The 20,929-nt window shown below is 69.3% G+C and carries 22 protein-coding genes; 10 read left to right on the forward strand and 12 right to left on the reverse strand.

What is annotated here, in order from left to right; genetic code table 11:
* Window positions 1–26 precede the first annotated feature (26 nt).
* Together ACSQ2H_RS05895 and purL are read right to left on the reverse strand one after the other, a co-directional pair.
* A complete protein-coding gene (locus tag ACSQ2H_RS05895; protein ID WP_436060518.1) occupies window positions 27–452 on the reverse strand; it encodes a hypothetical protein in 426 nt (141 codons plus the stop codon).
* Complete coding sequence (gene purL / locus ACSQ2H_RS05900; RefSeq protein ID WP_436060519.1) at window positions 452–2,653, reverse strand: phosphoribosylformylglycinamidine synthase subunit PurL; 2,202 nt, start codon at window positions 2,651–2,653, stop codon at window positions 452–454. Before purL ends, ACSQ2H_RS05895 begins: the two co-directional genes overlap by 1 nt.
* 172 nt (window positions 2,654–2,825) lie before the next feature.
* Between purL and ACSQ2H_RS05905 the strand changes: the two genes are divergently transcribed.
* Complete coding sequence (locus ACSQ2H_RS05905) at window positions 2,826–3,545, forward strand: hypothetical protein (RefSeq protein ID WP_436060520.1); 720 nt, start codon at window positions 2,826–2,828, stop codon at window positions 3,543–3,545.
* A gap of 11 nt (window positions 3,546–3,556) precedes the next feature.
* Here the strand turns inward: ACSQ2H_RS05905 and ACSQ2H_RS05910 are convergent, their stop codons facing one another.
* Window positions 3,557–3,772 carry a hypothetical protein gene (locus ACSQ2H_RS05910; protein WP_436060521.1) on the reverse strand — a complete coding sequence of 72 codons (216 nt, stop codon included), beginning with the start codon at window positions 3,770–3,772 and terminating at the stop codon, window positions 3,557–3,559.
* A 111-nt stretch (window positions 3,773–3,883) separates the two neighbouring features.
* Here ACSQ2H_RS05910 and ACSQ2H_RS05915 point away from each other — a divergent pair, with 111 nt between their 5' ends.
* On the forward strand, window positions 3,884–4,714 hold the full coding sequence (locus ACSQ2H_RS05915; RefSeq protein WP_436060522.1) for a thioesterase family protein: 831 nt from the start codon (window positions 3,884–3,886) through the stop codon (window positions 4,712–4,714).
* 2 nt (window positions 4,715–4,716) lie between these two features.
* On the opposite strand, the gene ACSQ2H_RS05920 is transcribed toward ACSQ2H_RS05915, so the two are convergent.
* On the reverse strand, window positions 4,717–5,166 hold the full coding sequence (locus ACSQ2H_RS05920; protein ID WP_436060523.1) for a globin domain-containing protein: 450 nt from the start codon (window positions 5,164–5,166) through the stop codon (window positions 4,717–4,719).
* 85 nt (window positions 5,167–5,251) lie between these two features.
* Between ACSQ2H_RS05920 and ACSQ2H_RS05925 the strand changes: the two genes are divergently transcribed.
* From ACSQ2H_RS05925 to ACSQ2H_RS05935, 3 genes are all read left to right on the forward strand, one after another.
* Window positions 5,252–5,683 carry an RrF2 family transcriptional regulator gene (locus tag ACSQ2H_RS05925; protein WP_436060524.1) on the forward strand — a complete coding sequence of 144 codons (432 nt, stop codon included), beginning with the start codon at window positions 5,252–5,254 and terminating at the stop codon, window positions 5,681–5,683.
* A 69-nt stretch (window positions 5,684–5,752) separates the two neighbouring features.
* Window positions 5,753–7,354 carry an AbgT family transporter gene (locus tag ACSQ2H_RS05930; protein WP_436060525.1) on the forward strand — a complete coding sequence of 534 codons (1,602 nt, stop codon included), beginning with the start codon at window positions 5,753–5,755 and terminating at the stop codon, window positions 7,352–7,354.
* 24 nt (window positions 7,355–7,378) lie between these two features.
* Entirely contained in the window at window positions 7,379–7,669 is a 291-nt protein-coding gene (locus tag ACSQ2H_RS05935) for a DUF6958 family protein (RefSeq protein ID WP_436060526.1), read from the forward strand.
* On the opposite strand, the gene ACSQ2H_RS05940 is transcribed toward ACSQ2H_RS05935, so the two are convergent.
* A complete protein-coding gene (locus ACSQ2H_RS05940) occupies window positions 7,666–8,154 on the reverse strand; it encodes a pyridoxamine 5'-phosphate oxidase family protein (protein ID WP_436060527.1) in 489 nt (162 codons plus the stop codon). The two genes, ACSQ2H_RS05935 and ACSQ2H_RS05940, sit on opposite strands and share 4 nt — an antisense overlap.
* Before the next feature lie 132 nt (window positions 8,155–8,286).
* Between ACSQ2H_RS05940 and ACSQ2H_RS05945 the strand changes: the two genes are divergently transcribed.
* A complete protein-coding gene (locus tag ACSQ2H_RS05945; RefSeq protein ID WP_436060528.1) occupies window positions 8,287–8,997 on the forward strand; it encodes a glutathione S-transferase family protein in 711 nt (236 codons plus the stop codon).
* Here ACSQ2H_RS05945 and ACSQ2H_RS05950 read toward each other — a convergent pair.
* Together ACSQ2H_RS05950 and ACSQ2H_RS05955 are read right to left on the reverse strand one after the other, a co-directional pair.
* The gene (locus ACSQ2H_RS05950; RefSeq protein WP_436060529.1) at window positions 8,994–11,141 is read right to left on the reverse strand and encodes a TonB-dependent receptor plug domain-containing protein; all 2,148 of its coding nucleotides are present in this window, start codon (window positions 11,139–11,141) and stop codon (window positions 8,994–8,996) included. The genes ACSQ2H_RS05945 and ACSQ2H_RS05950 overlap by 4 nt on opposite strands.
* 30 nt (window positions 11,142–11,171) lie before the next feature.
* Window positions 11,172–11,999, reverse strand: a complete 828-nt coding sequence (locus tag ACSQ2H_RS05955) for an acyl-CoA thioesterase (protein ID WP_436060530.1) — start codon at window positions 11,997–11,999, stop codon at window positions 11,172–11,174.
* A gap of 153 nt (window positions 12,000–12,152) precedes the next feature.
* On the opposite strand from ACSQ2H_RS05955, the gene ACSQ2H_RS05960 reads away from it, so the two are divergent.
* A complete protein-coding gene (locus ACSQ2H_RS05960; protein ID WP_436060531.1) occupies window positions 12,153–12,737 on the forward strand; it encodes a TetR/AcrR family transcriptional regulator in 585 nt (194 codons plus the stop codon).
* On the opposite strand, the gene ACSQ2H_RS05965 is transcribed toward ACSQ2H_RS05960, so the two are convergent.
* The 4 genes from ACSQ2H_RS05965 to ACSQ2H_RS05980 all read right to left on the reverse strand — a co-directional run bounded on the left by ACSQ2H_RS05965 (window position 12,734) and on the right by ACSQ2H_RS05980 (window position 14,766).
* The gene (locus tag ACSQ2H_RS05965) at window positions 12,734–13,372 is read right to left on the reverse strand and encodes a histidine phosphatase family protein (protein ID WP_436060532.1); all 639 of its coding nucleotides are present in this window, start codon (window positions 13,370–13,372) and stop codon (window positions 12,734–12,736) included. The two genes, ACSQ2H_RS05960 and ACSQ2H_RS05965, sit on opposite strands and share 4 nt — an antisense overlap.
* Window positions 13,369–13,755 (reverse strand): hypothetical protein, encoded by a 387-nt coding sequence (locus ACSQ2H_RS05970; RefSeq protein WP_436060533.1) that lies wholly within the window; start codon window positions 13,753–13,755, stop codon window positions 13,369–13,371. The genes ACSQ2H_RS05965 and ACSQ2H_RS05970 overlap by 4 nt, the downstream gene beginning before the upstream one ends.
* Window positions 13,756–13,819: 64 nt before the next feature.
* Window positions 13,820–14,410 carry a TetR/AcrR family transcriptional regulator gene (locus tag ACSQ2H_RS05975; protein WP_436060534.1) on the reverse strand — a complete coding sequence of 197 codons (591 nt, stop codon included), beginning with the start codon at window positions 14,408–14,410 and terminating at the stop codon, window positions 13,820–13,822.
* A gap of 41 nt (window positions 14,411–14,451) precedes the next feature.
* Window positions 14,452–14,766, reverse strand: a complete 315-nt coding sequence (locus tag ACSQ2H_RS05980) for a DMT family transporter (RefSeq protein ID WP_436060535.1) — start codon at window positions 14,764–14,766, stop codon at window positions 14,452–14,454.
* Between the two features lie 196 nt (window positions 14,767–14,962).
* Here ACSQ2H_RS05980 and ACSQ2H_RS05985 point away from each other — a divergent pair, with 196 nt between their 5' ends.
* Both ACSQ2H_RS05985 and ACSQ2H_RS05990 read left to right on the forward strand, forming a co-directional pair.
* A complete protein-coding gene (locus tag ACSQ2H_RS05985; protein ID WP_436060536.1) occupies window positions 14,963–15,571 on the forward strand; it encodes a TetR/AcrR family transcriptional regulator in 609 nt (202 codons plus the stop codon).
* A gap of 69 nt (window positions 15,572–15,640) precedes the next feature.
* Complete coding sequence (locus ACSQ2H_RS05990; protein ID WP_436060537.1) at window positions 15,641–17,347, forward strand: arylsulfatase; 1,707 nt, start codon at window positions 15,641–15,643, stop codon at window positions 17,345–17,347.
* A gap of 86 nt (window positions 17,348–17,433) precedes the next feature.
* Here the strand turns inward: ACSQ2H_RS05990 and ACSQ2H_RS05995 are convergent, their stop codons facing one another.
* The gene (locus tag ACSQ2H_RS05995; protein ID WP_436060538.1) at window positions 17,434–19,749 is read right to left on the reverse strand and encodes a TonB-dependent receptor; all 2,316 of its coding nucleotides are present in this window, start codon (window positions 19,747–19,749) and stop codon (window positions 17,434–17,436) included.
* Window positions 19,750–20,108: 359 nt separating this feature from the next.
* Between ACSQ2H_RS05995 and ACSQ2H_RS06000 the strand changes: the two genes are divergently transcribed.
* Window positions 20,109–20,924 (forward strand): hypothetical protein, encoded by an 816-nt coding sequence (locus tag ACSQ2H_RS06000; RefSeq protein ID WP_436060539.1) that lies wholly within the window; start codon window positions 20,109–20,111, stop codon window positions 20,922–20,924.
* Window positions 20,925–20,929: the final 5 nt, after the last annotated feature.

Consider the following 20,929-nt stretch of genomic DNA (forward strand, 5'->3'; position numbering starts at 1 on the left):
ACGCGCGAGCCTCGCGGCTGGATGCACTAGCGCCGGTCGCGTCGAAACTTCGCGGCGTCGGCGGCGAGCGACGAATAGACCGCATCGTCCGGATCGGCTTCGGCCTGGAACGGCAACTCGCCGGCCACGCCACGCAGGGCGAGCCAGAGCTGCGGCGCGAAGTGGTCGATCATCCGCAGCGGCCGGCGTTTGTCGTCGGTGACGTCCCAGCCCTCGGCCTCGAAGGCGATGAGCTGATCGCGGACCGGCTTGCGGTCGATGCGGTCCCAGCCCTCGGGCCGCGGAACGTCGTCGGCCTCGTCCTGGGTGATCCCGAACAGAGCGCGCGAGACCTCGTCGATCTCGGGATAGGTCGCGCGGGCGTCGGCGTCCGCATAGCGCGGCTGCATCAGCGCCTTGTCTTCAAGGTCGCGGATCCCGGCCAGGTCGATGAGGCGGCGGAGCTTGGTCATCAGCCGCCCATATAGGCCGGCATCCAGCCCTCGTGCTCGCTGCGCAGCTTGGCGAGCGGCAAGGCGAAGAGCCCCGCCACCGCGATGTCGTCGCCGCCGGCCTTGCCGATCACGGCGGCCTCGACACCGGCCGCCTGGGCCGCGACGAGGATCGGCCCGGCGTCCTTGACCGCGACCAGGTAGCGGGCCTGGTCCTCGCCGAACAGCTGGGCGTGAGCGGGGATCGAACCGTCGGCCTGCAGCGTGAAGCCCACCTTCGAGGCTAGCGCCATCTCGGCTGCGGCAGCGATCAAGCCGCCGTCGGAAAGGTCATGACAAACAGTGACTTGGTCCGAGAGAATCAGGTTCCGCACGAGGTCACCCACCTTGCGTTCCAGCGCCAGGTCGACGGGCGGCGGCGCGCCGGCTTCCTGGCCCTGAACCTCGCGCAGGTACATCGAGGCCCCCAGCTCGCCGACGGTCGAACCGATCAGCACCAGCGCGTCGCCGTCCTTCATGCCGGCGAAGTCGGCGCGGTGCGCGTAGTCCGGGATCAGGCCGACGGCGCCGACGGTCGGGGTCGGCGGAATCGCCGCGCCGTTGGTCTCGTTGTAGAGCGAGACGTTGCCGCTCACGACCGGGAAGTCGAGGTCGCGGCAAGCTTCCGCCATGCCCTCGATGGCGCGCACGATCTGGCCCATGATCTCGGGGCGCTCGGGGTTGCCGAAGTTCAGGTTGTCGGTGATGGCGACCGGGTCGGCGCCGACGGCGGTCAGGTTGCGCCAGGCCTCGGCCACGACCTGCTTACCGCCCTCGAAGGGATCGGCCAGCACGTAGCGCGGGGTACAGTCGGAGGTGACGGCCAGCGCCTTCTTCGAGCCGTGCACGCGCACGATGCCGGCGTCTGCGCCGGTGGCCGAGTCCTCGAGGGTGTCGGCCATGACGTGGCGGTCGTACTGCTCCCAGAGCCAGCGCTTGGAGGCCATGTCCGGGCTGCTCATCAGCTTGAGCACTGCATCGGCATAGTCGGCCGGGGCGGCGACGTCGGCCGGCGCCAGGCGCGGCAGCTGCGGCGAGGCGACCCACGGGCGGTCATACAGCGGGGCGTCGTCGAACAGCGGCGCCAGCGGCACGTCGCAGACCACCTCGCCCTTGTGCTTCAGAACCAGGTGGCCGGTGTCGGTGGTGATGCCGATGATCGCGGCGTCCAGGCCCCACTTCTCGAAGATGGCGTGGCCGTCGCGCTCGCGGCCTGGCTTCAGGATCGCCAGCATGCGCTCCTGGCTTTCCGACAGCATCATCTCGTAGGCGGTCATGCCGTCTTCGCGCTGGGGCACGTTGTCGAGGGTGAGCTCGATGCCGACCCCGCCCTTGCCGGCCATCTCGACCGACGACGAGGTCAGGCCCGCTGCGCCCATGTCCTGGATGGCGGCCACCGCGCCGCTGGCCATCAGTTCGAGGGTCGCCTCGATCAGCAGCTTTTCGGCGAAGGGGTCGCCGACCTGCACGGTCGGGCGCTTCTCGTCCGAGGCGTCGTCGAACTCGGCCGAGGCCATGGTGGCGCCGTGGATGCCGTCGCGGCCAGTCTTGGAGCCGAAGTAGACGACGCTCAGGCCGGCGGCCGGGGCGGCCGAGTAGAAGATCTTGTCGGCGTCGGCCAGGCCCACGCACATGGCGTTGACCAGGATGTTGCCGTCATAGCCGCGGTGGAAGTTGGTCTCGCCGGCGACGGTGGGCACGCCCACGCAGTTGCCGTAGCCGCCGATGCCGCTGACCACGCCCGACACCAGGCGCTTGGTCTTCGGATGGCTCGGATCGCCGAAGCGCAGGGCGTTGAGCAGCGCCACCGGGCGCGCGCCCATCGTGAAGACGTCGCGCATGATGCCGCCGACGCCCGTCGCCGCGCCCTGGTAGGGCTCGATGTAGGACGGGTGGTTGTGGCTCTCCATCTTGAAGATGCAGGCCTGGCCGTCGCCGATGTCGATGACCCCGGCGTTCTCGCCCGGACCGCAGATCACCCGCGGGCCCGTGGTCGGGAACTTCACGAGGTGCTTCTTGCTCGACTTGTAGGAGCAGTGCTCGCTCCACATCACCGAGAACACGCCCAGCTCGACCTCGTTGGGCTCGCGGTTCAGGCGTTGAAGGATGACGTCGAATTCTTCCGACTTCAGGCCGTACTCGGCGGCCGTTTCGCGAAGGGTCTTGCCAGGCTGAGCGCTCATGGGCGCGCATATAGCGGGACTCTGCCGCAAGGGGGAGGGGGAAGGGGCAAACTGCGGCGTTGGGCGCCGCACGATCGCAGTGCGCTATTCCCAGCGGGCGGTCGGGGTGGTTACCTGCATAGGTGGTGGCGGCGGTCGCATCGGCGATCGCCGGCCCGCTATGGGGGGACTAATGAGGCTCAAGACATTCTTCGCCTGCGCCATGTCTATGGCGCTGCTCGGAACGCCTGCGTGGGCGGTCGACAACAAGATGTACGCGGCCGGGGCGGCCAAGACCGAGGTCATCCAGCAACCCATGCCGGGGCGGCCCGCCGAGGCCGACCTGGGGCGCAGCATGGTCAGCTTCCACCGGCAAACCGCCATCCCGGCGATCCGAATCAGTACGCCGGTGACGAGCAAAGAGGTTGGCATTCAGCTCAACATCCCTGCCGGGCTGCTGTACCTCAAAGGTGTGAATCCGGAAGGTAAGTTCTACCAATCCGACAGCTTCGTAGAGGTGGTTTCGCTCGGGGTCAGTTTACCGCACGAGTTCGGCGGTCTCTTTGTGCCGAACGACACGTCTAAGCCGATGTACACCTACCGCTACATGGCTTTTGGACCGAAGTTGAGGCCGGTCGGTCAGATTCCGTACGAGCCGGCGACGTACGTTGAGAATGGCAAGGTCAGCTTCCGCGTCGAGTTCATCTACACGGGCGTGGCGAACAACATCCTGTCGGCGACCTATCGCGAGTTCCGCGACGACATGGCTCGTCCCGCCTTCAGTCAGGACCTGAAATACGACATCTCGCAGGACAAGGTGATCGGCTTCAAGGGTGCGCGCATTGAGGTGCTGTCGGCCGGGAACGTCGGCATCAAGTACGTGGTGCAAAAGGGCTTCGACGACGTGTTCTGAGCCGGTCGACGTCAGTTCGCCAACGTGTCCTTGTAGATCTTGCCGTCCTTCATGATCACCAGGAAGTTCCGGTCGGGGTCGGTGACCAGCTTGATGTCCTCCACCGGATTGCCGTTCACCAGCAGCAGGTCGGCATAGGCCCCTTCCTCGACGACCCCGATCTTGCCGGGATAGGGATTGCGCAGGCCGGTGGTGCGGAACAACTCGCCGTTGGTCGAGGTCGCCATGATCAACGCCCAGCTGATCCTGCGTCACAAATTCTGATGCGGAGCCGGCCGCTGGGATCCCCGGCGGCCGGCGATCCTTGCGCCCGCGCGCCCACTCGGTAGAACGTCGGCATGTCCACGACGTCCGCCAACCCCGCCTACGATATCGCCCTGCAGTCCCTCGCCCCCGGGCGCTGGACCACCTTCGCCGCGCCCGAGTGGCGCAATCCCGGCGGCGGCCTGTGGGGCGGCTATGCGCTGGGCCTGTGCGTGCGGGCCCTGGAAGCCGAGCCGGAAGCGACCGGCGAGGTGCTGTCGATGACCCTGACCTATGCCGCCGGCCTCCCGTCGGGCGAGCTCGACGTGCGCACCCGCCGCCTGCGCCAGGGCGGCTCCATCGGGGTCTGGGAGGTCGAGCTGCGGCCGCAGGGCGTCGAGGACGTCGGCGTCCACGGCATGATCACCATGGCGCGGCGCCCGCCGACCCCGCCGTTCGCCTTCGCGACCCTGCCGCAGGCGCCGTCGCCAGACGAACTGCCCACCCCCGACCATCCGGCCGGGCCGATGCACTTCGGCGCCTCGGCGTTCGAGCGCCGGACGCTGGACGGCTTCCCGCCCAAGCCCGGCGGCGACTCGCGGTCGCTGGCCTGGGTGCGGCCGCGCAACGGCGTCTGGGACAAGGCGCTGCTGGCCATGGTCACCGACAACTCCGCGCCGCGGGCGATGTATGCGCTCGACCGGGTGATGACGACGACGCTGTCGCTGACGGTCTATCTGCACGCCCGCGCCGACGAGGTCGCCGAACTCGGCGACGACTTCATCCTGATCGAGTGCGAAGGCCGGGTCGGCGGCGGCGGCGCCTCGGACGAGCGCTCCAGCTACTGGTCGCGCGACGGGCGGCTGCTGGCGACCAGCGAGCAGTTGGCCTGGTATCGCCAAGCCCCGCCGCCCGTCCCCGAGTAGCGTCAGGCGGCCTGCGCGTCCTCGTAGGCCTGGGCCTCGGCGGCGATGAGGATGTCGGCGAGCATCCAGTAGGCCTCGCCCCAGGCCGCCAGCACCTCGTCGGTCGCCACCTCGGCGCCGAGCACGTCGCGGATCGCCGGCAGCAGGGCGGCGGCCACATGCGGGTAGTGTTCCGGCTTCACGCCGGTGTCGACGTGGCGCGCGACCATGGTCTGCACCGCCGGCCCGAGGTTCTCGAGCTTATCGATGTTCTTGGCGTAGGCGAGGATGGCGCCCGCCAGACGCTGCGGTTGCTCGCCGCTGACCTGGGCGGCGCGATCGAACATCGCCTCGATCTCCGCATTCTCGAACAGCCGGGCGTACATCGCCGTGGTGATGGCCAGGCCATGCTTCTGCAGGGCGGGCGCGGTGGATTTGACGATGGCCATGGCCTGGGCGGACGCGACGCGCATAAAGGGCTCCCTAAAAGAGGTAATTAAAAAGCCGGTATTATATCTGCTTGATTGCGGCAAGGGCATTTTCCACATTGCGGCTGGCATGCAGCTCACCCAGCACACCGACTTCGGCCTGCGGCTTCTCATCGTCCTGACGCGGATGGAGGGCGGCCCGATCTCGCTGCCCAGTTTCGCGGCCGAGCAGCGGCTGTCGTACAACCACGTGTCGAAGGTCGCCCAGGCGCTGGTGCGGACGGGCTTCATCCGCAGCCTGCGCGGACGCAACGGCGGCGTCGCCCTGGCTAGGTCGCCGACGGAGATCACGGTCGGCGAGGTGGTGCGCGCGTTGGAGCCAGGCATGCGCATGGCCGACTGCGCCAACTGCGAGCTGCGGCTGGGCTGCGAGACCAGCAGCGTGCTCGCCGAGGCGGTCGCCGCCTTCATGGCCGTGCTCGACAGGACGAGCCTGGCGGTCGCCGCACAGTCCGCGCGCCCGGCGTTTGCGGGCTGGAGCGCCGGCAAGGCGGTCAAGTAGATGTTGATGGTCGCCGCTCACAGGCTTGGCTAGACAGGTCGCCCCTTTCAAGCGGCGCCAGGAGCCCTGATGAGCGACGAAACCCGACCCGACCGCCAACGCGGCTTTCTTGGGTTTGTCGAGCGCGCGGGCAACCTGCTGCCCGATCCGACCATCATCTTCGTCTACCTGATCTTCGCCCTGATGCTGCTGTCGGCCTTCGGCGCGGCGATGGGCTGGCAGGCCTCGCTGCCCTATTCGGGCGCCAAGGCCCCGGAACACGCCGAACTCGCGAACGGCGTGCTGACCTATCGCGCCGCCAGCCTGTTCTCGCAGGACAACATCGCCCGGCTGTTCGCCGACATGCCGCGCACCTTCGCCGGCTTCGCGCCGCTCGGCTTGGTGCTGACCATCATGCTGGGCGCGGCGGTGGCCGAGCGCTCGGGGATGTTCTCGGCGCTGATCCGGGCCTCGCTCGGCAACGCCCACAAGGCGCTGCTCACCCCGATCGTGGCGGTGATCGGCATGGTCTCGCACCACGCCTCGGACGCGGCCTATGTGGTGTTCATCCCGCTGGCGGCGATCACCTTCGCGGTGGCCGGCCGCCATCCGCTGGCCGGCCTGGCCGCGGCGTTCGCGGCGGTGTCGGGCGGCTACGCCGGCAACCTGATCCCTGGCCAGATCGACGTGCTGCTGCTGAGCTTCACCCAGGAGGCTGCGCGCATCGTGCAGCCGGACTGGACGATGAACCCGCTCGGCAACTGGTACTACATCTGCGCCATCGTCCTGCTGTTCACCCCGATCATCTGGTTCCTGACCGACAAGGTCGTCGAGCCGCGGCTCGGCGTCTGGAACGGCGTGGTCGACGAGGAGCTGCGCGCCGACCTGGAGAAGGCGGGGCTGACTCCCGAGGAACGCAAAGGCCTGCGCTGGGCGGGTCTGGCCGCGCTGGCGGTGGTGGCGAGCTTCACCGCCCTGGCGCTCTGGCCCGGCTACACCCCCTTCATCGACCAGGATGCGGTCGGGCCGGCGCGTCTGCAGCCGCTCTACGCCTCGCTGATCGCCGGCTTCTTCCTGCTGTTCATCCTCAGCGGCATCGCCTTCGGCCGGGCGACCGGCACGGTGCGGTCGGCCGACGACGTCGTGCAGATGATGCAGCACGGCGTGCGCACCATGGCGCCCTACCTGGTGTTCGTGTTCTTCGCCGCGCACTTCGTGGCGATGTTCAACTGGTCGCGGATCGGGCCGATCGTCGCCATCAACGGGGCCGAGGCGCTGCAGGCCATGGCCCTGCCGCCGGCGGTGCTGCTGGTCTGCGTGCTGCTGCTGTCGTCGTTCCTCGACCTGTTCATCGGCTCGGCCTCGGCCAAGTGGAGCGCGCTGTCGCCGGTGGTGGTGCCGATGTTCATGTTGCTCGGCGTCAGCCCGGAGATGACCACCGCGGCCTATCGGATGGGCGACAGCTACACCAACATCATGACCCCGCTGATGAGCTACTTCCCGCTGATCCTGGCGTTCGGCCAGCGCTGGGACCGGGGCATGGGCGTGGGCTCGCTGCTGGCGCTGATGCTGCCCTATGCGCTCTGCTTCATGGCCGCCGGCATCGCCATGACCGTCGGCTGGGTGTTGCTGGACCTGCCGCTGGGACCCGGCGCGCAGGTGCACTATCCGGGTGCGGCCGCCGCGAACTAACCAATCTAGAGGGAGAAGACGCGCATGTCGGACAAGGTCGAGGTCGAGAACCCCAACAGCCCCGGCCGCACCACGCGCGTCGACGCGGCCAAGTACGGTGCGATGAAGACCGCCCTGCTGGCGGTGCTGCCGGGCGACGCGCCCGGCCTGACCGTGGCGGCGGCCAAGGCGGCATTGCTGCCCCAGCTCCCAGCCGACCTGTTCCCGGGCGGAGACAAGGCCGGCTGGTGGCTGAAGTGCGTGCAACTGGACCTCGAGGCCAAGCGGGTGATCGCCCGCGCGGCCGGTTCACCGGTCCGGCTATACCGCGTCTAGTTGAGGCGGACTTCGGCGGTCTTGTCGGCGAAGTCCTTCTTCGGGTCCGCGCCGAGCAGCATCTTCACGCCGGCGAACAGGCTGTTCTCGTTCAGCCAGATCTGACCGCGTTCCGGCTCGAAGCGCAGCAGCAGGAGCTTGGGATCGGACTTGCCGCCCTCGAACCAGGCGGCGACCCACTTGTTCCAGAGCCGGTCGATCATCGCCGGGTCGTTATCGGCCACCAGGTCGCCGTGCAGGGTCGCGAAGAGATCGTGGCCCTTGTCGATGAAGTGGGCGACGGCCTCGTGGCGCGCGCCCAGCGCCTGGGCCAGATCGGTATCGCGCGAGGTGAAGAACCAGATCGCGCGGGTGTCGTCGCCGTCGAACTGGGCGGTCATCGGCTGCCCGTGACCCTCGTCGACGCCGGCCAAGCCGAGCATCAGGGTCTTGTCGGACTTCAGCGACTTCCAGAGCTTTTCGCGCAGGTCAGCGGGGCTGGTCATGGCGTTCCTCCTTGCGGTGATGGGTAAGGCAGCAGGAAACGGGGGCCCGGCGCGGTTGTTCCAGGCGTAGCCATGGGCGGCGGACGGAATCCGTGCTCTTAAGGGGAAAACAAAGTCGATCAGGAGGAAGCCATGCCCACGCTCTATTCGGGCGATCTCAGCCCCTATTCCGCCCGCGTGCGGATGCAGATCTACGCCAAGGGCATCACCGACATCGAGCTGGAACGGCCCGCCGACTTCGGCATGCCCTCGTTCCGCCAGCGGCTGCCGATCGGCCGTATTCCGGTGCTGGATATCGACGGCGACCTGATGCCGGAGTCCGACGTCATCGCCGAGTACATCGAGGAGGTCTATCCGCAGCCGTCGCTGCTCGGCGCGACCCCGCGCGAGACCGCCCACATCCGCACCCTGGCGCGGATCGGCGACGTCTACCTGATGAACAACATGTTCATGCTCGGTCCGCAGTCGCGGGCGGAAAGCCGCGACCAGGGGATCGTCGACCTGCTGGGCGGCCAGGTGGTGCGCAACGTCAAGGCGCTGGACAAGATGATCGGGACCGACGGCTACGCCTGCTGCGGTCGGCTGACCCTGGCCGACTGCGCGCTGGTGCCCGCTCTGTTCCTGATCGAGAACGTGCTGCCGGGGACCGGGGTCGAGAATCCGGTGCCGAAAGCGGCCAACGTCGCGGCCTGGTGGGCGGCGATCCAGACCAACGAGCACGCCGCCAAGGTGCTGGCCGAACTGCACCGCGGCCTCGAAGAGCGCCGCGAGCTGATCCGCAGCGGCGCCTTCGCCAAGATGATGGCCGCGGCCAAGGCGGCGATGGACGCCGCCGAAGCCTAGAACCGACCGGACACCTGGACCCCGATGGCGCGTGAGCCCTCGGGGCCGCCGTCCGACAGCCGCTCCTCGACCCGGTCGATCTGAGCGCCGGCGCGCGAGCCGAGGAAGTAGGTTCGCGTCCGCTCCTCCGACGAGGAGAGGATGTTGTTGACGTAGAGCTTCAGGGTCACCGGCTTGATCAGCGTGGTCTCGAAGAAGACGTCGATCCGCGGCTCGGGACGGACATAGGTGATGATCTCGGCCCGGCGGTACTCTTCGCGCTCGGCCCACTGCACGGCGACGACGCCCCAGGCCGAGGAGATCGCCGGCAGGTTCTGGCGGAAGTTCAGCACATAGGCCCAGTCCTTGTTGCCGGCGTTGAGCACCGGCGCGCCCGACGCGGTGCCCTGGCGCTCCAGCGGCACCGAGAACGAGCGCTTCTGGCCGGTGATCGGGTCGGTGACGCGGGTCTGCTGGTAGAGGCCGTTGAAGCGCAGTTCGGCGTTGACCAGGCCGAGCTGGTCGAGCGGCACGGTCCCGCGGATCTCGGCGCCCACCCGCGTGCCGTCGCCGATGTTGCCGTAGGCGTCGAAGCCGCCGATCTCGACCAGGTCGTGGACGTCCTGCACGGCGTCGGCGAAGGCCGCCAGGGTCACGGCGGCGCGCTTGCCGAAGCGGCCCTCCCACTCCACGCGCGACTTCCAGGCCTTCTCCGGCACCAGGTCCGGATTGCCCTGGATGGTCGACGAATTGACGAAGTCGATGGTGCTGCTGAACTCGGCGAAGTCGAGCTGGGCCACGTCGCGCACCAGGCTGAAGCGCAGGGTGTGGTCGGGGGTGAGCACGTAGGTCGCATTCAGGCGCGGTTTGACGAAGTTGAACTCGCGCTCCTGCTCCTGGTCGCCGGTCTGCGAGATGCGCGAGAACTCGACATTGACCCCGCCCTCCATGGTCAGCTTTTCGGACGCCGACCACATGTCGGTGACGAACACCTCGCCGCGCACCTCCTCGACCCGGGCGTCGGCGACGGGCAGGGGCACGCGCACCGGCGTCCCGCCGCGCGGCTGGTTGACGATGTCGAGGGTCGTGTCGCGGAAGTTGAAGGCGCCTTCGCCCCCGAACTCCAGGGCGTGGCGCGAGATCGCGTTCCACTTCACCACGCCGCGGGCGATGCGCTCGCCGCCGCTGGTCGTGCGGTCTTGGGTGCGGATCAGGTACGCCGCCGGCGCGGTGAAGATGTCGTAGACGTCCTGCTGCACGACGCTGGACTGCGAGATCAGCCCGATCAGCTTGACCGAGAGGGCCTGCGAGAAGCGGTGCTCCCAGTCGCCGCCGACCTCGGCGGTATAGTTGTCGTCGTACTCGGTGCGCCCGACCAGGCTGCTGCGCAGGGCGGTGGTGGCGATGGCCTCGTACTGGACGGTGTCGGTCTTGTTCCAGGCCGGCACGTACTGGGCGTTGAGGTTGATCACGTCCTGCGAGTTGGGCCGCCAGCGCAGGTGGGCCGAGCCCTGCAGGCTGACATTGGTCGACTGGCCGATCTGGTAGCGCGCGCCGGTCAGGTCGCCGACGTTGTTGTAGATCAGGTCGCGGATCTCGCCGCGGCCGAGGATGTTCGGCGTCTGCACGTCCATCGACAGGTCGGCCGTGTCGGACAGGGCCATCGAACGCGAGGCCTGCAGCGTCCAGCCGACCCGCTCGGAATACTGGATCTGGCGTAGGCCGGCGACGAAGGTGGTCGAGGGCTTGCGCGCCGCCGACTGGTTGATGACCAGGTTGACCACCTGGGTCTGGCCGCTGACGTCGGACGAGGCGTTGGTCGCCGACATCACCTCGACGCGGACGACGTCGCTGGCCGGGATCCGCTTGAGGATCTCCGAGGCCGCGGTCTTGGAGCTGGGACGCTCGCCGTTGATCAGCAGGTTGCCGGACGAGCCGCCGAAGCCGCGGCGGTCGTCGCCGTCGCGCAGCTCGAAGCCGGGGACGCGCGCGACCATGTCGGCGGCGGTCACGGGATTGTACTGGGCGAAGAAGGCGGCTGGGAAGGTCGCGGTCCCGTCGTCGGCCTTGGCTGGCTGCGCCATCGCCTGGCCGGCCAGCAGCCAGCCCAGCGCGATAAGCGAGGCCGCGCCCAGATGGGCGCGCCCGCGTCGAATTCCCCCCATTAGTCCCCCGTCTTGTACTTTTTCGTTCTTCTAGTCTTTGAACCACACCAACTGATGCGAGACCGCAAGCAGCGACTTCGCGTCGGACCACAATTCGACGCTCTGGTCGTGGAAGCCGTGCCGGGCCGCGCGCGGCTGGGCCTCGCCCAGGATCGGGCGCACGTCCTGCGCCGCCAGTTCGTCGGGCGCGGCCAGGAAGTAGGTCGAGAGGCTGACCGTCGCGGCCGGCGCGCGCACGCCGCGCATCAGGAACACCCGCGGCGCGAAGGCGTCGGCCATCGAGGCCAGCGCCAGATAGTCGAGCGGCCGCGCCTGGCGGTCGCGCAGCCAGGCGCGGGTGAGGCCGGTCTCCGAGGCCTGGTCCAGGCTCGGCGCGCCATGGTCGAAACGCATCTCGTACTGCGAGAACCAGGCGGTCAGCGCCTGGCTGGCGAACACCGGCACGTCGGCGGCGTCGCGGGCGGCCGGCGGCTGCGAGGGCTGGGCGTTCCAGGTGTCGCGCTCGGGCCCGGTGACCAGGGTGGCGTTGGCCGCCATCTGGCCGGCCTGCTCCAGGCGCACGCTCCAGTGCTGGGTCGACTTGCCGTCGCGCTCCAGCACGACCTTCAGCACGAACGGCTCGGGCGTGACGGCGGCGCAGAAGTTGACGGTCTGGGCCAGCGGCCGCCCGCGCATCGCAGGATGGTCGAGCACGCCCTTCATCAGCGTTGCGGCGGTGACCCCGCCGAACGGCCCGGCCATGTTCCAGTAGAGCTGGCTGGGAACGCCTTCATAGACGCCCTCGGCGACGGCCTTAAGGGCCAGGGCCTCGTCGAACGGGTGGGCGGGGGCTTGGGCCAAAATGGTGGCGGCGGTCATCGAAATTCTTCCAGCTCGGCAATCTGCATGATGGTCGACATTCATCTGCATGAAGTCAATCATTCAGATTCGCGAGGAAAATCATGCGTGTCCTGTTGCGTCAGCACAGAGTGTGCTAGCTCTGGAGACGGTCAGCCGTGAGGTCCGGAGCCGATGGGACATTCGCAAGCCGAGAAGGCCGAGAGCCGTGAGCGCATCCTGGCGGCGGCCGCCGACCGGATCCGCGCCGGCGGCCTGGAAGACCTCAGCATCGACACCCTGATGAAGCAGGCCAGCCTGACCCGCGGCGGCTTCTACGGGCATTTCCGCTCGCGCTCGGCGCTGGCGGTGGCGGCGCTCGGCCGGGCGCTGGACGAGACCTTCGCCGTCCAGCGGGCCGCGCAGCAGCGGGCTGGCGGCGGCTTCCGGGCCATGGTCACGCGCTATCTCAGCCGCTCGCACCGCGACGGCATCGGCCAGGGCTGTCCCATCGCCTCGCTGGCCGCCGACGTCGCGCGCTCGGACGATCCGCAGGTGCGGGCGCTGATGGCCGATCGGCTGCAGGGCGTGTTCGAGCGGACCGCCAGGACCATGGGCGAGCCGGACGGCAAGACCGACGCGGCGGTGGCGGCCTGGAGCACCATGCTCGGCGGGCTGCTGCTGGCCCGGGTCTTCGGGCCCGGCGCGCGCGGCGACGAGATCCTCGCCATCGCGCGCCAGGCGGCGCTCGCCTACGAGCGCGACGCCGACGAGGCCTAGTCGACGCCGGCCAGATGGCCGGTCTCGCTCAGGCTCATCAGGTAGCGGTTGAACCAGCGATCGTCCTCGCGCAGGTGGCTGATCGCGCCGGAGGCCGACCGGAAATTCACCCAGCCGACCGACTCCAGCGGCATCCGGATCCAGGCGGCGATGGCGAAGGTCACCGCATAGCCGTGGGTGACGACCACCTGGACCGGGCAGGGGCTGGCGGCGACGGCGTCCATGGCGCGGTAGAGGCGGGTCGCGAACTCGCGCTTGGTCTCGGCTTCGCTGAGGCCGTCGCGGTGATCGAGCCGGTCGCCATCCTTCGGCGCCAGCACCGTGCGTTCTTCCAGCCAGGCGTCGGGCTGGCCGCCGGCCTCGCCGTAGCTGCGCTCGCGTAGGTCGCTCCATTGGATGGCTTCGACGCCGAGCGCCTTGGCGATGGGAGCTGCGGTCTGCGCGGTGCGCCGCAGGTCCGACGAATAGACTTCCACGGCCGGCGCGCCGGCCAGGCGCTGGGCCAGGCTGTCGGCGATCGCCTGCGCCTGGCGATGGCCCCGCTCAGTCAGCTCGCTGTCGTACCAGCCGCCGACCAGGCCCTGGACGTGGTGCTGCGCCTCGCCGTGGGCGACCAGATAGATGTCCTTGCTCACGCGGCGGTCCGTTCGCGCAGCACCGCCTTGGCCGAGATGATCGTCAGGATCAGCGGCAGCGCCCACAGGAACAGCTTGAAGCCGACGACGACCCCCTGGTTGTCCTCCCAGGTCTCGCCGGTCAGCTGCGCCTCCAGCTGCTTCCAGAAGCTGGAAGACATCATCCCGGTGGCGTAGGCGCTGGCCGCCAGCATCAGCACCCAGCCGCTGGGCCGGCGCCGGGCCAGCGCGAGCGCCGCCCACAGCAGCAGCCCGCCAGCGACGTAGTCTTCCAATAGAGTGACGGGCGTGGTCAGCCAGGCGCCCAGGCCGCGCCGCAGCGTCTCCAGCAGCGGGAACAGCACGCCGAGCAAGGCGGCCGAAACGACGGCGAAACGGAACATGGGGCGCCTCCTCCTGTTATTTCGTGCAGCGTGCATGAAATAACTTCGGCATGCAACCATGGGCTCAGGGGCGGGCGGCCAGCCGTGCGATCATCGCCTCCAGCGCCGCGCGCGGAGCCGGGTCGCCGGCGCTCTGCGCCAGCGCCGCCTGCACGCCGGCGCCCAGCAGCACCTCGGCGTAGCCGGGGACTTCCTCTTCGCGCAGCAGCCCCGCGGACACCCAGTGGCCCAGCGCGTGATGCAGCAGCGGCTCGAACGCGCCGCGCAGGCCTGCGCGCCAGTCCTCCCAGCCGAGCACGACCGGCGCCTCGACGAACAGCAGCCGGCGGCGGTGCGGGTCCAGCGCCATGTCCATGAACACCCCGACCCCTTCGCCCAGCTCGGCGACCGAGTGGGCGCGCTCCATGGTCTGGTCGTAGAGGTCGCGGGCGGTCTGGCTCAGGACGGATTGGAACACCGCCGCGAACAGGCCGCGCTTGCCGCCGAACTGGTACTGGATCGCGCCGCGGGTCAGGTCGACGCGGCGGGCGATGGCGTCCTCGCTCAGGGCGTCGAAGCCGTGCTCGCCGAACGCCTCCAGCCCCGCCGCGATCAGGCTGGCGTGGGTGGCGTCCGACCAGCGGCGCGGCGCTTTCTCCGACTTGGACATCGCCATGGAGATGGAGCCGGCGCGCCGCGGGTGTCAATGCGGCCGGCTCAGGCGGCGAGCTTGGTCCCGACCACGCCGACCACGATCAGGGCCATGAAGCCGATCTGCACGCCGCTCAGTTTCTCGCCGAACAGCAGCGCGCCGCAGATCCCGACCCCGACGGCGCCCAGGCCGGTCCAGACGGCATAGGCGGTGCCGGCCGGCAGCCCGCGCATGGCCCAGGCCAGCAGGCCCATGTTCACGAAGCTAAGCGCAATCGGCACGCTGGCGGCCTGCCAGGTGGCTTGCACCCCCGCCCATTTCAGACTTAGCGCCCAGATGATTTCGGTCACGACGGCGACGCCGAGGACGAGCCACGCCATGGGATGTCTCCTGCATGCGGGCTCGGGGGAGAGGCGACGGCCGGAAACCCGAAAGAGGCCGCGACGCCCGACCGCTCCTAGCGAAAATCCTGGGCGCGGCCAAGGGCTTGAGGGTCGCAGGGCTTGACGGGCGACCATGGCGGAGGCCTCTAGACCCGAGCGCTGGGGGATTCGGCGCGCGGAGACATCCAAGGTCATGAGTTCGACCGAGGCCAAGACGGCAGAGCCGGCGCGCCGGGGACGCGGGCGCCCGCGCGACAGCGGCCTGCAAGAGCGTATCAAGACGGCGTCGCTGACGGTGCTGGCCCGGCACGGCTATTCCGGCATGACGCTCGAGCGGGTCTGCGCCGAAGCCGGCGTGACCAAGGCGACGTTCTACCGGCGCTGGGACACCCCGACGGCCTGCGTGATGGAGGCCTTCCTCGAGGTCTGGAACGAGGCGGACTTCAAGGACACCGGAGCCCCGGCGGCCGACCTGGAGGCCTTCGCGCACAAGCTCATCGAGCTCTACGGCCATTCGCATCTCGGCGCCTGCTCGGTGGCGCTGCAGACCGAGGCCCGCGTGAACCGCGAGATCGCCGAGCCGCTGTTCGCCGGCGCCAAGGGCCGACGCGGCCGCAACACCCGCGCGCTGGCCCTGGCGCTGGAGCGCATGACCCCGCCGCCGGCGCTGCCGGCCGCGGTGATCCTCAATGCGCTGAACGGGGTCGCGCGCAACACCCATACGCTCAACTGGCCGGTCAGCGACGAGGATCTGCGCACCTTGATCCAGAGCCTGTTGACGCCGCCCGGTCCGGTGCGCTGAATTACGATACTATAAAGTTGACATAATATCGGGGCGGGTCGAAACCTGAGCGGAACCTCGGAGTCCGCCATGATCCACCGCCGCGTCCTGCTCACCTCTCTGCTGGCGTCCACCGCCCTGGCGCGGGCCGCGTCGGCGGCGACGCGCAAGCCGGCGGCCGGCGCGCGGCCCAACATCATCACCATCGTCCTCGACGACGTCGGCTTCTCGGACCTGGGCTGCTTCGGGGCTGAGATCCGCACCCCGCACATTGACGCCCTGGCGGCGCGCGGCCTGCGCTACAACCGCTTCGACACCAAGGCGGTCTGCTCGACCACGCGGGCGGCGATGATCACCGGCCGCAACGGCCACACCGTCAACATGCCGGACGTGCCCGACGTCGCCGCGGTCATGCCGACCGCCTTCCCGAAGGGCGCCTTCGACGTTCCGAAGAACGCCCAGAACATGGCCCAGGCGCTGAAGGGCGCCGGCTACGCCACCTGGCTGGTCGGCAAGTGGCACCTGATCCCGATGAGCCAGCTGGGCGAGGGGGCGGGCCGCGAGTCGTGGCCGCTGCAGCGCGGCTTCGACTACTTCTACGGCTTCGCGCGCGGTTGGACCGACCAGTACAAGCCCGACCTCGTGGAGAACAACGGCTACATCCACCCGACCCTGCCGGCCGACTACCACCTGTCGAGCGACCTCGTGGACAAGTCGATCGCCCTGATCGGCGAGCACCAGGGCAAGGCGCCGGCCCAGCCGTTCTTCCTCAACCTCGGGCTCGGCGTCGCTCATGCGCCGCTGCAGGTCCCGGCGCGCTACGCCGACGCCTACAAGGGCGTCTACGACAAGGGCTGGGACGAGATCCGCCGCGAGCGGTTCGAGCGCATGAAGGCGATCGGGATCATCCCGCCCGACACCGTGCTGCCGCCGTCGGCCGAGGGCGACCGCCCCTGGGCCGAGCTCAGCGAGGACGAGCGCGCCGTCTACGCCCGCTACATGGAAGTCTATGCCGGCTTCATGCAGCACGCCGACGAGCAGATCGGGCGGCTGCTGGCGCATCTCGAGACCTCGGGCCTCAGCCGCAACACCATCGTCGTGCTGCTGTCCGACAACGGCGCCGCGCCGGAGGCGGGCCAGACCGGATCGTTCGACGGCCTCTATCGTCCCAACACCCTGACCCCGGCGCAGCAGCGCGCGCGGCTCGACGAGCTGGGCACCGTCAAGACCCAGGCCGAGTATCCGCGCCCGTGGGCGATGGCGGGTGTGACGCCGTTCCGCCGCTACAAGCTCTGGCCGCACCTGGGCGGCGTGCGCACGCCGCTGATCGTCTCCTGGCCGGCGGTGATCAAGGACGGCGGCGCGGTGCGCAGCCAGTACGCCGACGTCGTCGACATCGCCCCGACCCTGCTGGCGGCCGCCGGGACCAGGTTCGCCGACAGCGTCGGCGGCGAGCGCCAGCTGCCGGTCGCCGGCCGCTCGTTCGCCGCGACCTTCGCCGATCCGACGGCCCCGCCGGCGCGCACGACCCAGTACTTCGAGCTGCGCGGCAACCGCGCGATCACCGACGGCGGCTGGCGGGCGGTGGCGCTCTACAAGTGCGACGAGGGCCAGGATCGCTGGGAGCTCTACAACACCGACGTCGACTTCGCGGAGTCCGTCGACCTGGCCGCGCGCCACCCGCAGGAGCTCGCGCGCCTGCAGCGCCTCTGGGACCAGGAGTGGGGCAAGTACGGCTCCGCAGAGCGGCCGTCGACGGACCTGGTCTGTCGCTTCGCCCGCTACTTCGAGCACTAGATACGAAAAAGGGCGCCGCGATCGCGGCGCCCTTTCTCCTTGGCCTCGTGATGGGAGCGACCCGCCGAAGCGGGCCGCGACCGGCCTCAGAAGTGGACCTTGGCCTCGATGCCGACGCGGCGGAACGCGTCCTGGGTCAGGCTCTGGGTATAGCCCGCGCCCGTGGCGTTGGTGTCCAGGAAGCCGGTGCCGATGCCCGAGTAGAACTGCTCGTCCAGCAGGTTGCGCGCGAAGACGGTGACGCCGTAGCGGCCGTCCTGGCTCTGCAGGCCGACGTTCATGTTCAGCAGGCCGTAGCCGGGCTGGATGGTGTTCGGGTCGCGGAAGGTGAAGAACACCGACGAGCGGTAGCTGTAGGAGAGGTCCGCCGTCAGGTCGAACGGGATGGATTCCAGCGGCCGGTTGTAGTTGGCCGTCAGCGTGTAGGACCACATCGGGGCGTTGGTCAGCGCGCTGCCGGTGACCTCCTGGCGGCCGCCGACGCAGCCCAGGGCCGCCGTCTGGCCCGGGTAGCAGGCCGGGGCGAAGTCTTCGACCCGGGTGTCGGCATAGGCGACGTTGCCGGAGAACTGGAACGCCTGGTTCGGACGGTACTGGGTTTCCAGTTCGACCCCGCGCGAGCGCAGCAGGCCGGCGTTGGCCAGCGCGAAGCTGGTGGTGTTGGCGTCGAACGTCTGGGCCTGGAAGTTCTCGATCTCGGTCTGGAAGAGCGTGATGTTGAAGATCATCCGCCGGTCGAACGGCGTGGTGCGCAGGCCGACCTCGTAGTTGTTCACGATTTCCGGGGCCAGGACGTACTTGCCCGAATTGACCGTCGCGGCGCTGAGGTTGTTCAGCAGGTTGATCGCCTTGCCCTTGTAGCCGCGCGAGTAGGTCGCATAGGCCATGACGTCGTCATTGACCTTGTACTGCAGGCCGAGCTTGCCCGAGACGTCGTCGTCGCTGGCGTTCAGGTGCGGGGCGTCGAGCGCCGGGCCGCCGAGGCTGGGGACCGCGGCGCGGGCGCCGGCCGGAATGGTGCGCAGGAAGCGCGCCTTCAGCTCCTCGTTGGTGTAGCGCAGGCCGCCGATCAGCCGCAGCTGTTCGGTGACGTTGAAGGTCGCCTGGCCGAACGCGGCGTAGTTGCGGGTGCTGATCGCCCGGTCGATGAAGTTCTCGAAGTACTGGCCGGCCGGCAGCACCTGGCCGAAGTTGCCGAGGATCTCGGTCGTCGTGGAGACGTCCTGGTCGAAGTAGAACAGGCCCGCCACGTACTCCAGCCGCTGCCCGGCCGGCGAGGTGATGCGCAGTTCCTGGCTGAACTGGTCCTGCTTCTGGTGGGCGCTGTTGACGTTCAGCATCGCCAGCGGCCCGCCGTCGGCGTCGTTGTTGTCCTCGACCTCGAACGCCCGATAGGCGGTGATCGAGGTCAGGGTGAAGGCCTCGAACTCCTTGTTCATCTCGACCGAGGCGCCCCAGGTGCTCTGGTCATTGAACGCCTTGCCGTCGAAGTTGGCCTCGCGGCTGTAGGGGCCGACTTCTACGCCGGTGAACAGCGAGGCGCGGGTCGGGCCGGTGGCGCCGAAGTAGCGCGTGGTCGGCAGGATCGAGCGCACGGTGCTGACGCAGCAGTCCTGGTCGGCGCGGGTGTAGTCGAGCGTGGCGAAGAGGTCGAAGCTGTCGTCCGGGCTCCAGACCAGCTTGCCGCGCAGGCCGTAGGAGTTCAGGCCGTTGTACTTCTTGCCGTCGAACTTGTTGGTGATGATGCCTTCGGATTCATTGTAGAATCCGGAAATCCGGGCGGCCAGCTCGCCGCTCTTGATCGGGATCGAGACCGAGCCCTTGGCCCGCACCTCGTCGAAGGTCGCATAGCTGAGCGAGGCGTCGGCCTCGAACTCGCTGAGGTTCGGGCGGGCGGTGACGATGTTGATCACCCCGGCCGCCGCGTTCTTGCCGAACAGCATGCCCTGCGGCCCGCGCAGCACTTCGATCCGCTCGACGTCGTTGAAGTCGAAGAACGAGCCGGCGCTGCGGCCGATGACGACGCCGTCCAGCACCACCGACACGGTCGGCTCGACGCCGTCCGAGAAGTTCAGGGTGCCGAGGCCGCGCACCGACAGCCCCTGGCCGCGGGTGTTGGCCGACGGGGTGAAGGTCAGCGACGGGGAGAGCTGCTGCAGCTGCTGCAGGCCCGAGACATGGCTGTCGGCCAGCGCCTGGGCGGAGACGACGTTCACCGACACCGGCACGTCCTGCAGGCGCTCGGTGCGCTTCTGGGCCGTGACCACCAGTTCGCCGAGGGTGTACTCGGCGTCCTGAGCCAGGGCGCTCGAGGCTGAGCCGAGCGCGGCGGCGGCCGCGACTCCGGCCAGCAGCGCGTGCCGGGTGAGCGCGGAAGTCCGCGTGAAGGCAGTGTGGAACATGCATCCCCCAATTTGTTCTGCGCCGCATAGGCGTGGCGGCCTGCGAAGCGCAGGCCTCGCCGCACGGCGTTAGGCGAGGGAGGTGTCTCCGCGCGGCTCAATTAAGTCAACTTCAAAGTATCGTAATTGAGCGAGTGTGCGGCCGCTGCAACAGCCGGCCGTCCAAGGGAAAGCGGGGGCGCGGCCGAGCGGAGCGCCGTCGTCAGGCCTTCGAGCCGGGGTCGGGGAGGCCGAACTCAAGCTGGCGAGGCGTTTTGCAGACGCCGCGCAGCGGGCTAACAGAACCGGGAGGGCGCGCGAGTCGCCGCATTCTCGACAACCTTCGCCGCTTCCTTCGCCGGCTCATGTGGACTTCGCCGATGCGTCAGCCTTTCGCCGCGGTGGTCGCCGTCGCGGTGCTCGCCGCAGGCGCCGCCCAGGCCCAGAATTCTCCCGCCGCCCAGCGGGTGCTCGACAAGGCGCGCACCGCCTCGGGCGGCTCGGCCGGCTGGAACATGCTGCGCGGCGTGCACGAGGTCAGCGAGGAAGCCGGCAAGCCGGTCGAGCGCTGGTTCGACCCGTTGCGCTACGGCCTGCGCGAGGAGAGCCAGACCGACAGCGGGAGCAAGCTGATCCAGGGCTACAACGGCGCGGCCGAGTGGCGGATTCTGGCCAGCGGCGCGGCCACCGGATCGGACCGCGGGCCGTACCTGGCCAAGGTGCGCGGCGAGGCGTTCTTCGCCGCCTACGGCTACTTCTACCCGAGCCGCTTCGACCTGCGCAGCACGCACGAAGGGGTGCGCCAGCACCAGGGCCGCAGCTACGAAGTGCTGCGCGTGCAGCCGGCCGGCGGGGCGCCGCGCGACCTGTGGTTCGACGCCCGCAGCGGCATGCTCGGCCGCATGGTCGAGCACGACGGCCAGGGCGCGCCGACGACGTACGAGATGTCCGACTATCGCCGGGTCGGGGCGGTGATGATCGCGCACCGGGTGATGATCAGCGGCGGCGCCCAGGCCGCGCCGCGCGAGCGGATCGTCAAGCGGGTCGACTTCCTGCCGGCGGACCGGGCGATGTTCAGCCTGCCGCCGCCCGCGCCGCCCAAGCCCGAGCCGGTGGCCGAGCCAGTCGCCGCGCCCGAGCCGCCGCCGGCCAAGCCCAAGCCGAAGCCCGCCTGGCGGCGTTGGCTCGATCGCTGAAACGC

Origin of the sequence: Phenylobacterium sp. LjRoot97 (assembly GCF_964254345.1) — a bacterium.
Classification (GTDB): domain Bacteria; phylum Pseudomonadota; class Alphaproteobacteria; order Caulobacterales; family Caulobacteraceae; genus Phenylobacterium.

Coding starts and splice junctions, on each gene's coding strand:
- ACSQ2H_RS05990 (WP_436060537.1), top strand. CDS start 15,641: ATGATCCACCGCCGCGTCCTGCTCACCTCTCTGCTGGCGTCCACCGCC.
- purL (WP_436060519.1), bottom strand. CDS start 2,653: ATGAGCGCTCAGCCTGGCAAGACCCTTCGCGAAACGGCCGCCGAGTAC.
- ACSQ2H_RS05910 (WP_436060521.1), bottom strand. CDS start 3,772: ATGGCGACCTCGACCAACGGCGAGTTGTTCCGCACCACCGGCCTGCGC.
- ACSQ2H_RS05970 (WP_436060533.1), bottom strand. CDS start 13,755: ATGTTCCGTTTCGCCGTCGTTTCGGCCGCCTTGCTCGGCGTGCTGTTC.
- ACSQ2H_RS06000 (WP_436060539.1), top strand. CDS start 20,109: ATGCGTCAGCCTTTCGCCGCGGTGGTCGCCGTCGCGGTGCTCGCCGCA.
- ACSQ2H_RS05975 (WP_436060534.1), bottom strand. CDS start 14,410: ATGGCGATGTCCAAGTCGGAGAAAGCGCCGCGCCGCTGGTCGGACGCC.
- ACSQ2H_RS05955 (WP_436060530.1), bottom strand. CDS start 11,999: ATGACCGCCGCCACCATTTTGGCCCAAGCCCCCGCCCACCCGTTCGAC.
- ACSQ2H_RS05920 (WP_436060523.1), bottom strand. CDS start 5,166: ATGCGCGTCGCGTCCGCCCAGGCCATGGCCATCGTCAAATCCACCGCG.
- ACSQ2H_RS05960 (WP_436060531.1), top strand. CDS start 12,153: ATGGGACATTCGCAAGCCGAGAAGGCCGAGAGCCGTGAGCGCATCCTG.
- ACSQ2H_RS05950 (WP_436060529.1), bottom strand. CDS start 11,141: ATGGGGGGAATTCGACGCGGGCGCGCCCATCTGGGCGCGGCCTCGCTT.
- ACSQ2H_RS05985 (WP_436060536.1), top strand. CDS start 14,963: ATGAGTTCGACCGAGGCCAAGACGGCAGAGCCGGCGCGCCGGGGACGC.
- ACSQ2H_RS05940 (WP_436060527.1), bottom strand. CDS start 8,154: ATGACCAGCCCCGCTGACCTGCGCGAAAAGCTCTGGAAGTCGCTGAAG.
- ACSQ2H_RS05935 (WP_436060526.1), top strand. CDS start 7,379: ATGTCGGACAAGGTCGAGGTCGAGAACCCCAACAGCCCCGGCCGCACC.
- ACSQ2H_RS05905 (WP_436060520.1), top strand. CDS start 2,826: ATGAGGCTCAAGACATTCTTCGCCTGCGCCATGTCTATGGCGCTGCTC.
- ACSQ2H_RS05895 (WP_436060518.1), bottom strand. CDS start 452: ATGACCAAGCTCCGCCGCCTCATCGACCTGGCCGGGATCCGCGACCTT.
- ACSQ2H_RS05930 (WP_436060525.1), top strand. CDS start 5,753: ATGAGCGACGAAACCCGACCCGACCGCCAACGCGGCTTTCTTGGGTTT.
- ACSQ2H_RS05915 (WP_436060522.1), top strand. CDS start 3,884: ATGTCCACGACGTCCGCCAACCCCGCCTACGATATCGCCCTGCAGTCC.
- ACSQ2H_RS05995 (WP_436060538.1), bottom strand. CDS start 19,749: ATGTTCCACACTGCCTTCACGCGGACTTCCGCGCTCACCCGGCACGCG.
- ACSQ2H_RS05980 (WP_436060535.1), bottom strand. CDS start 14,766: ATGGCGTGGCTCGTCCTCGGCGTCGCCGTCGTGACCGAAATCATCTGG.
- ACSQ2H_RS05945 (WP_436060528.1), top strand. CDS start 8,287: ATGCCCACGCTCTATTCGGGCGATCTCAGCCCCTATTCCGCCCGCGTG.
- ACSQ2H_RS05925 (WP_436060524.1), top strand. CDS start 5,252: ATGCAGCTCACCCAGCACACCGACTTCGGCCTGCGGCTTCTCATCGTC.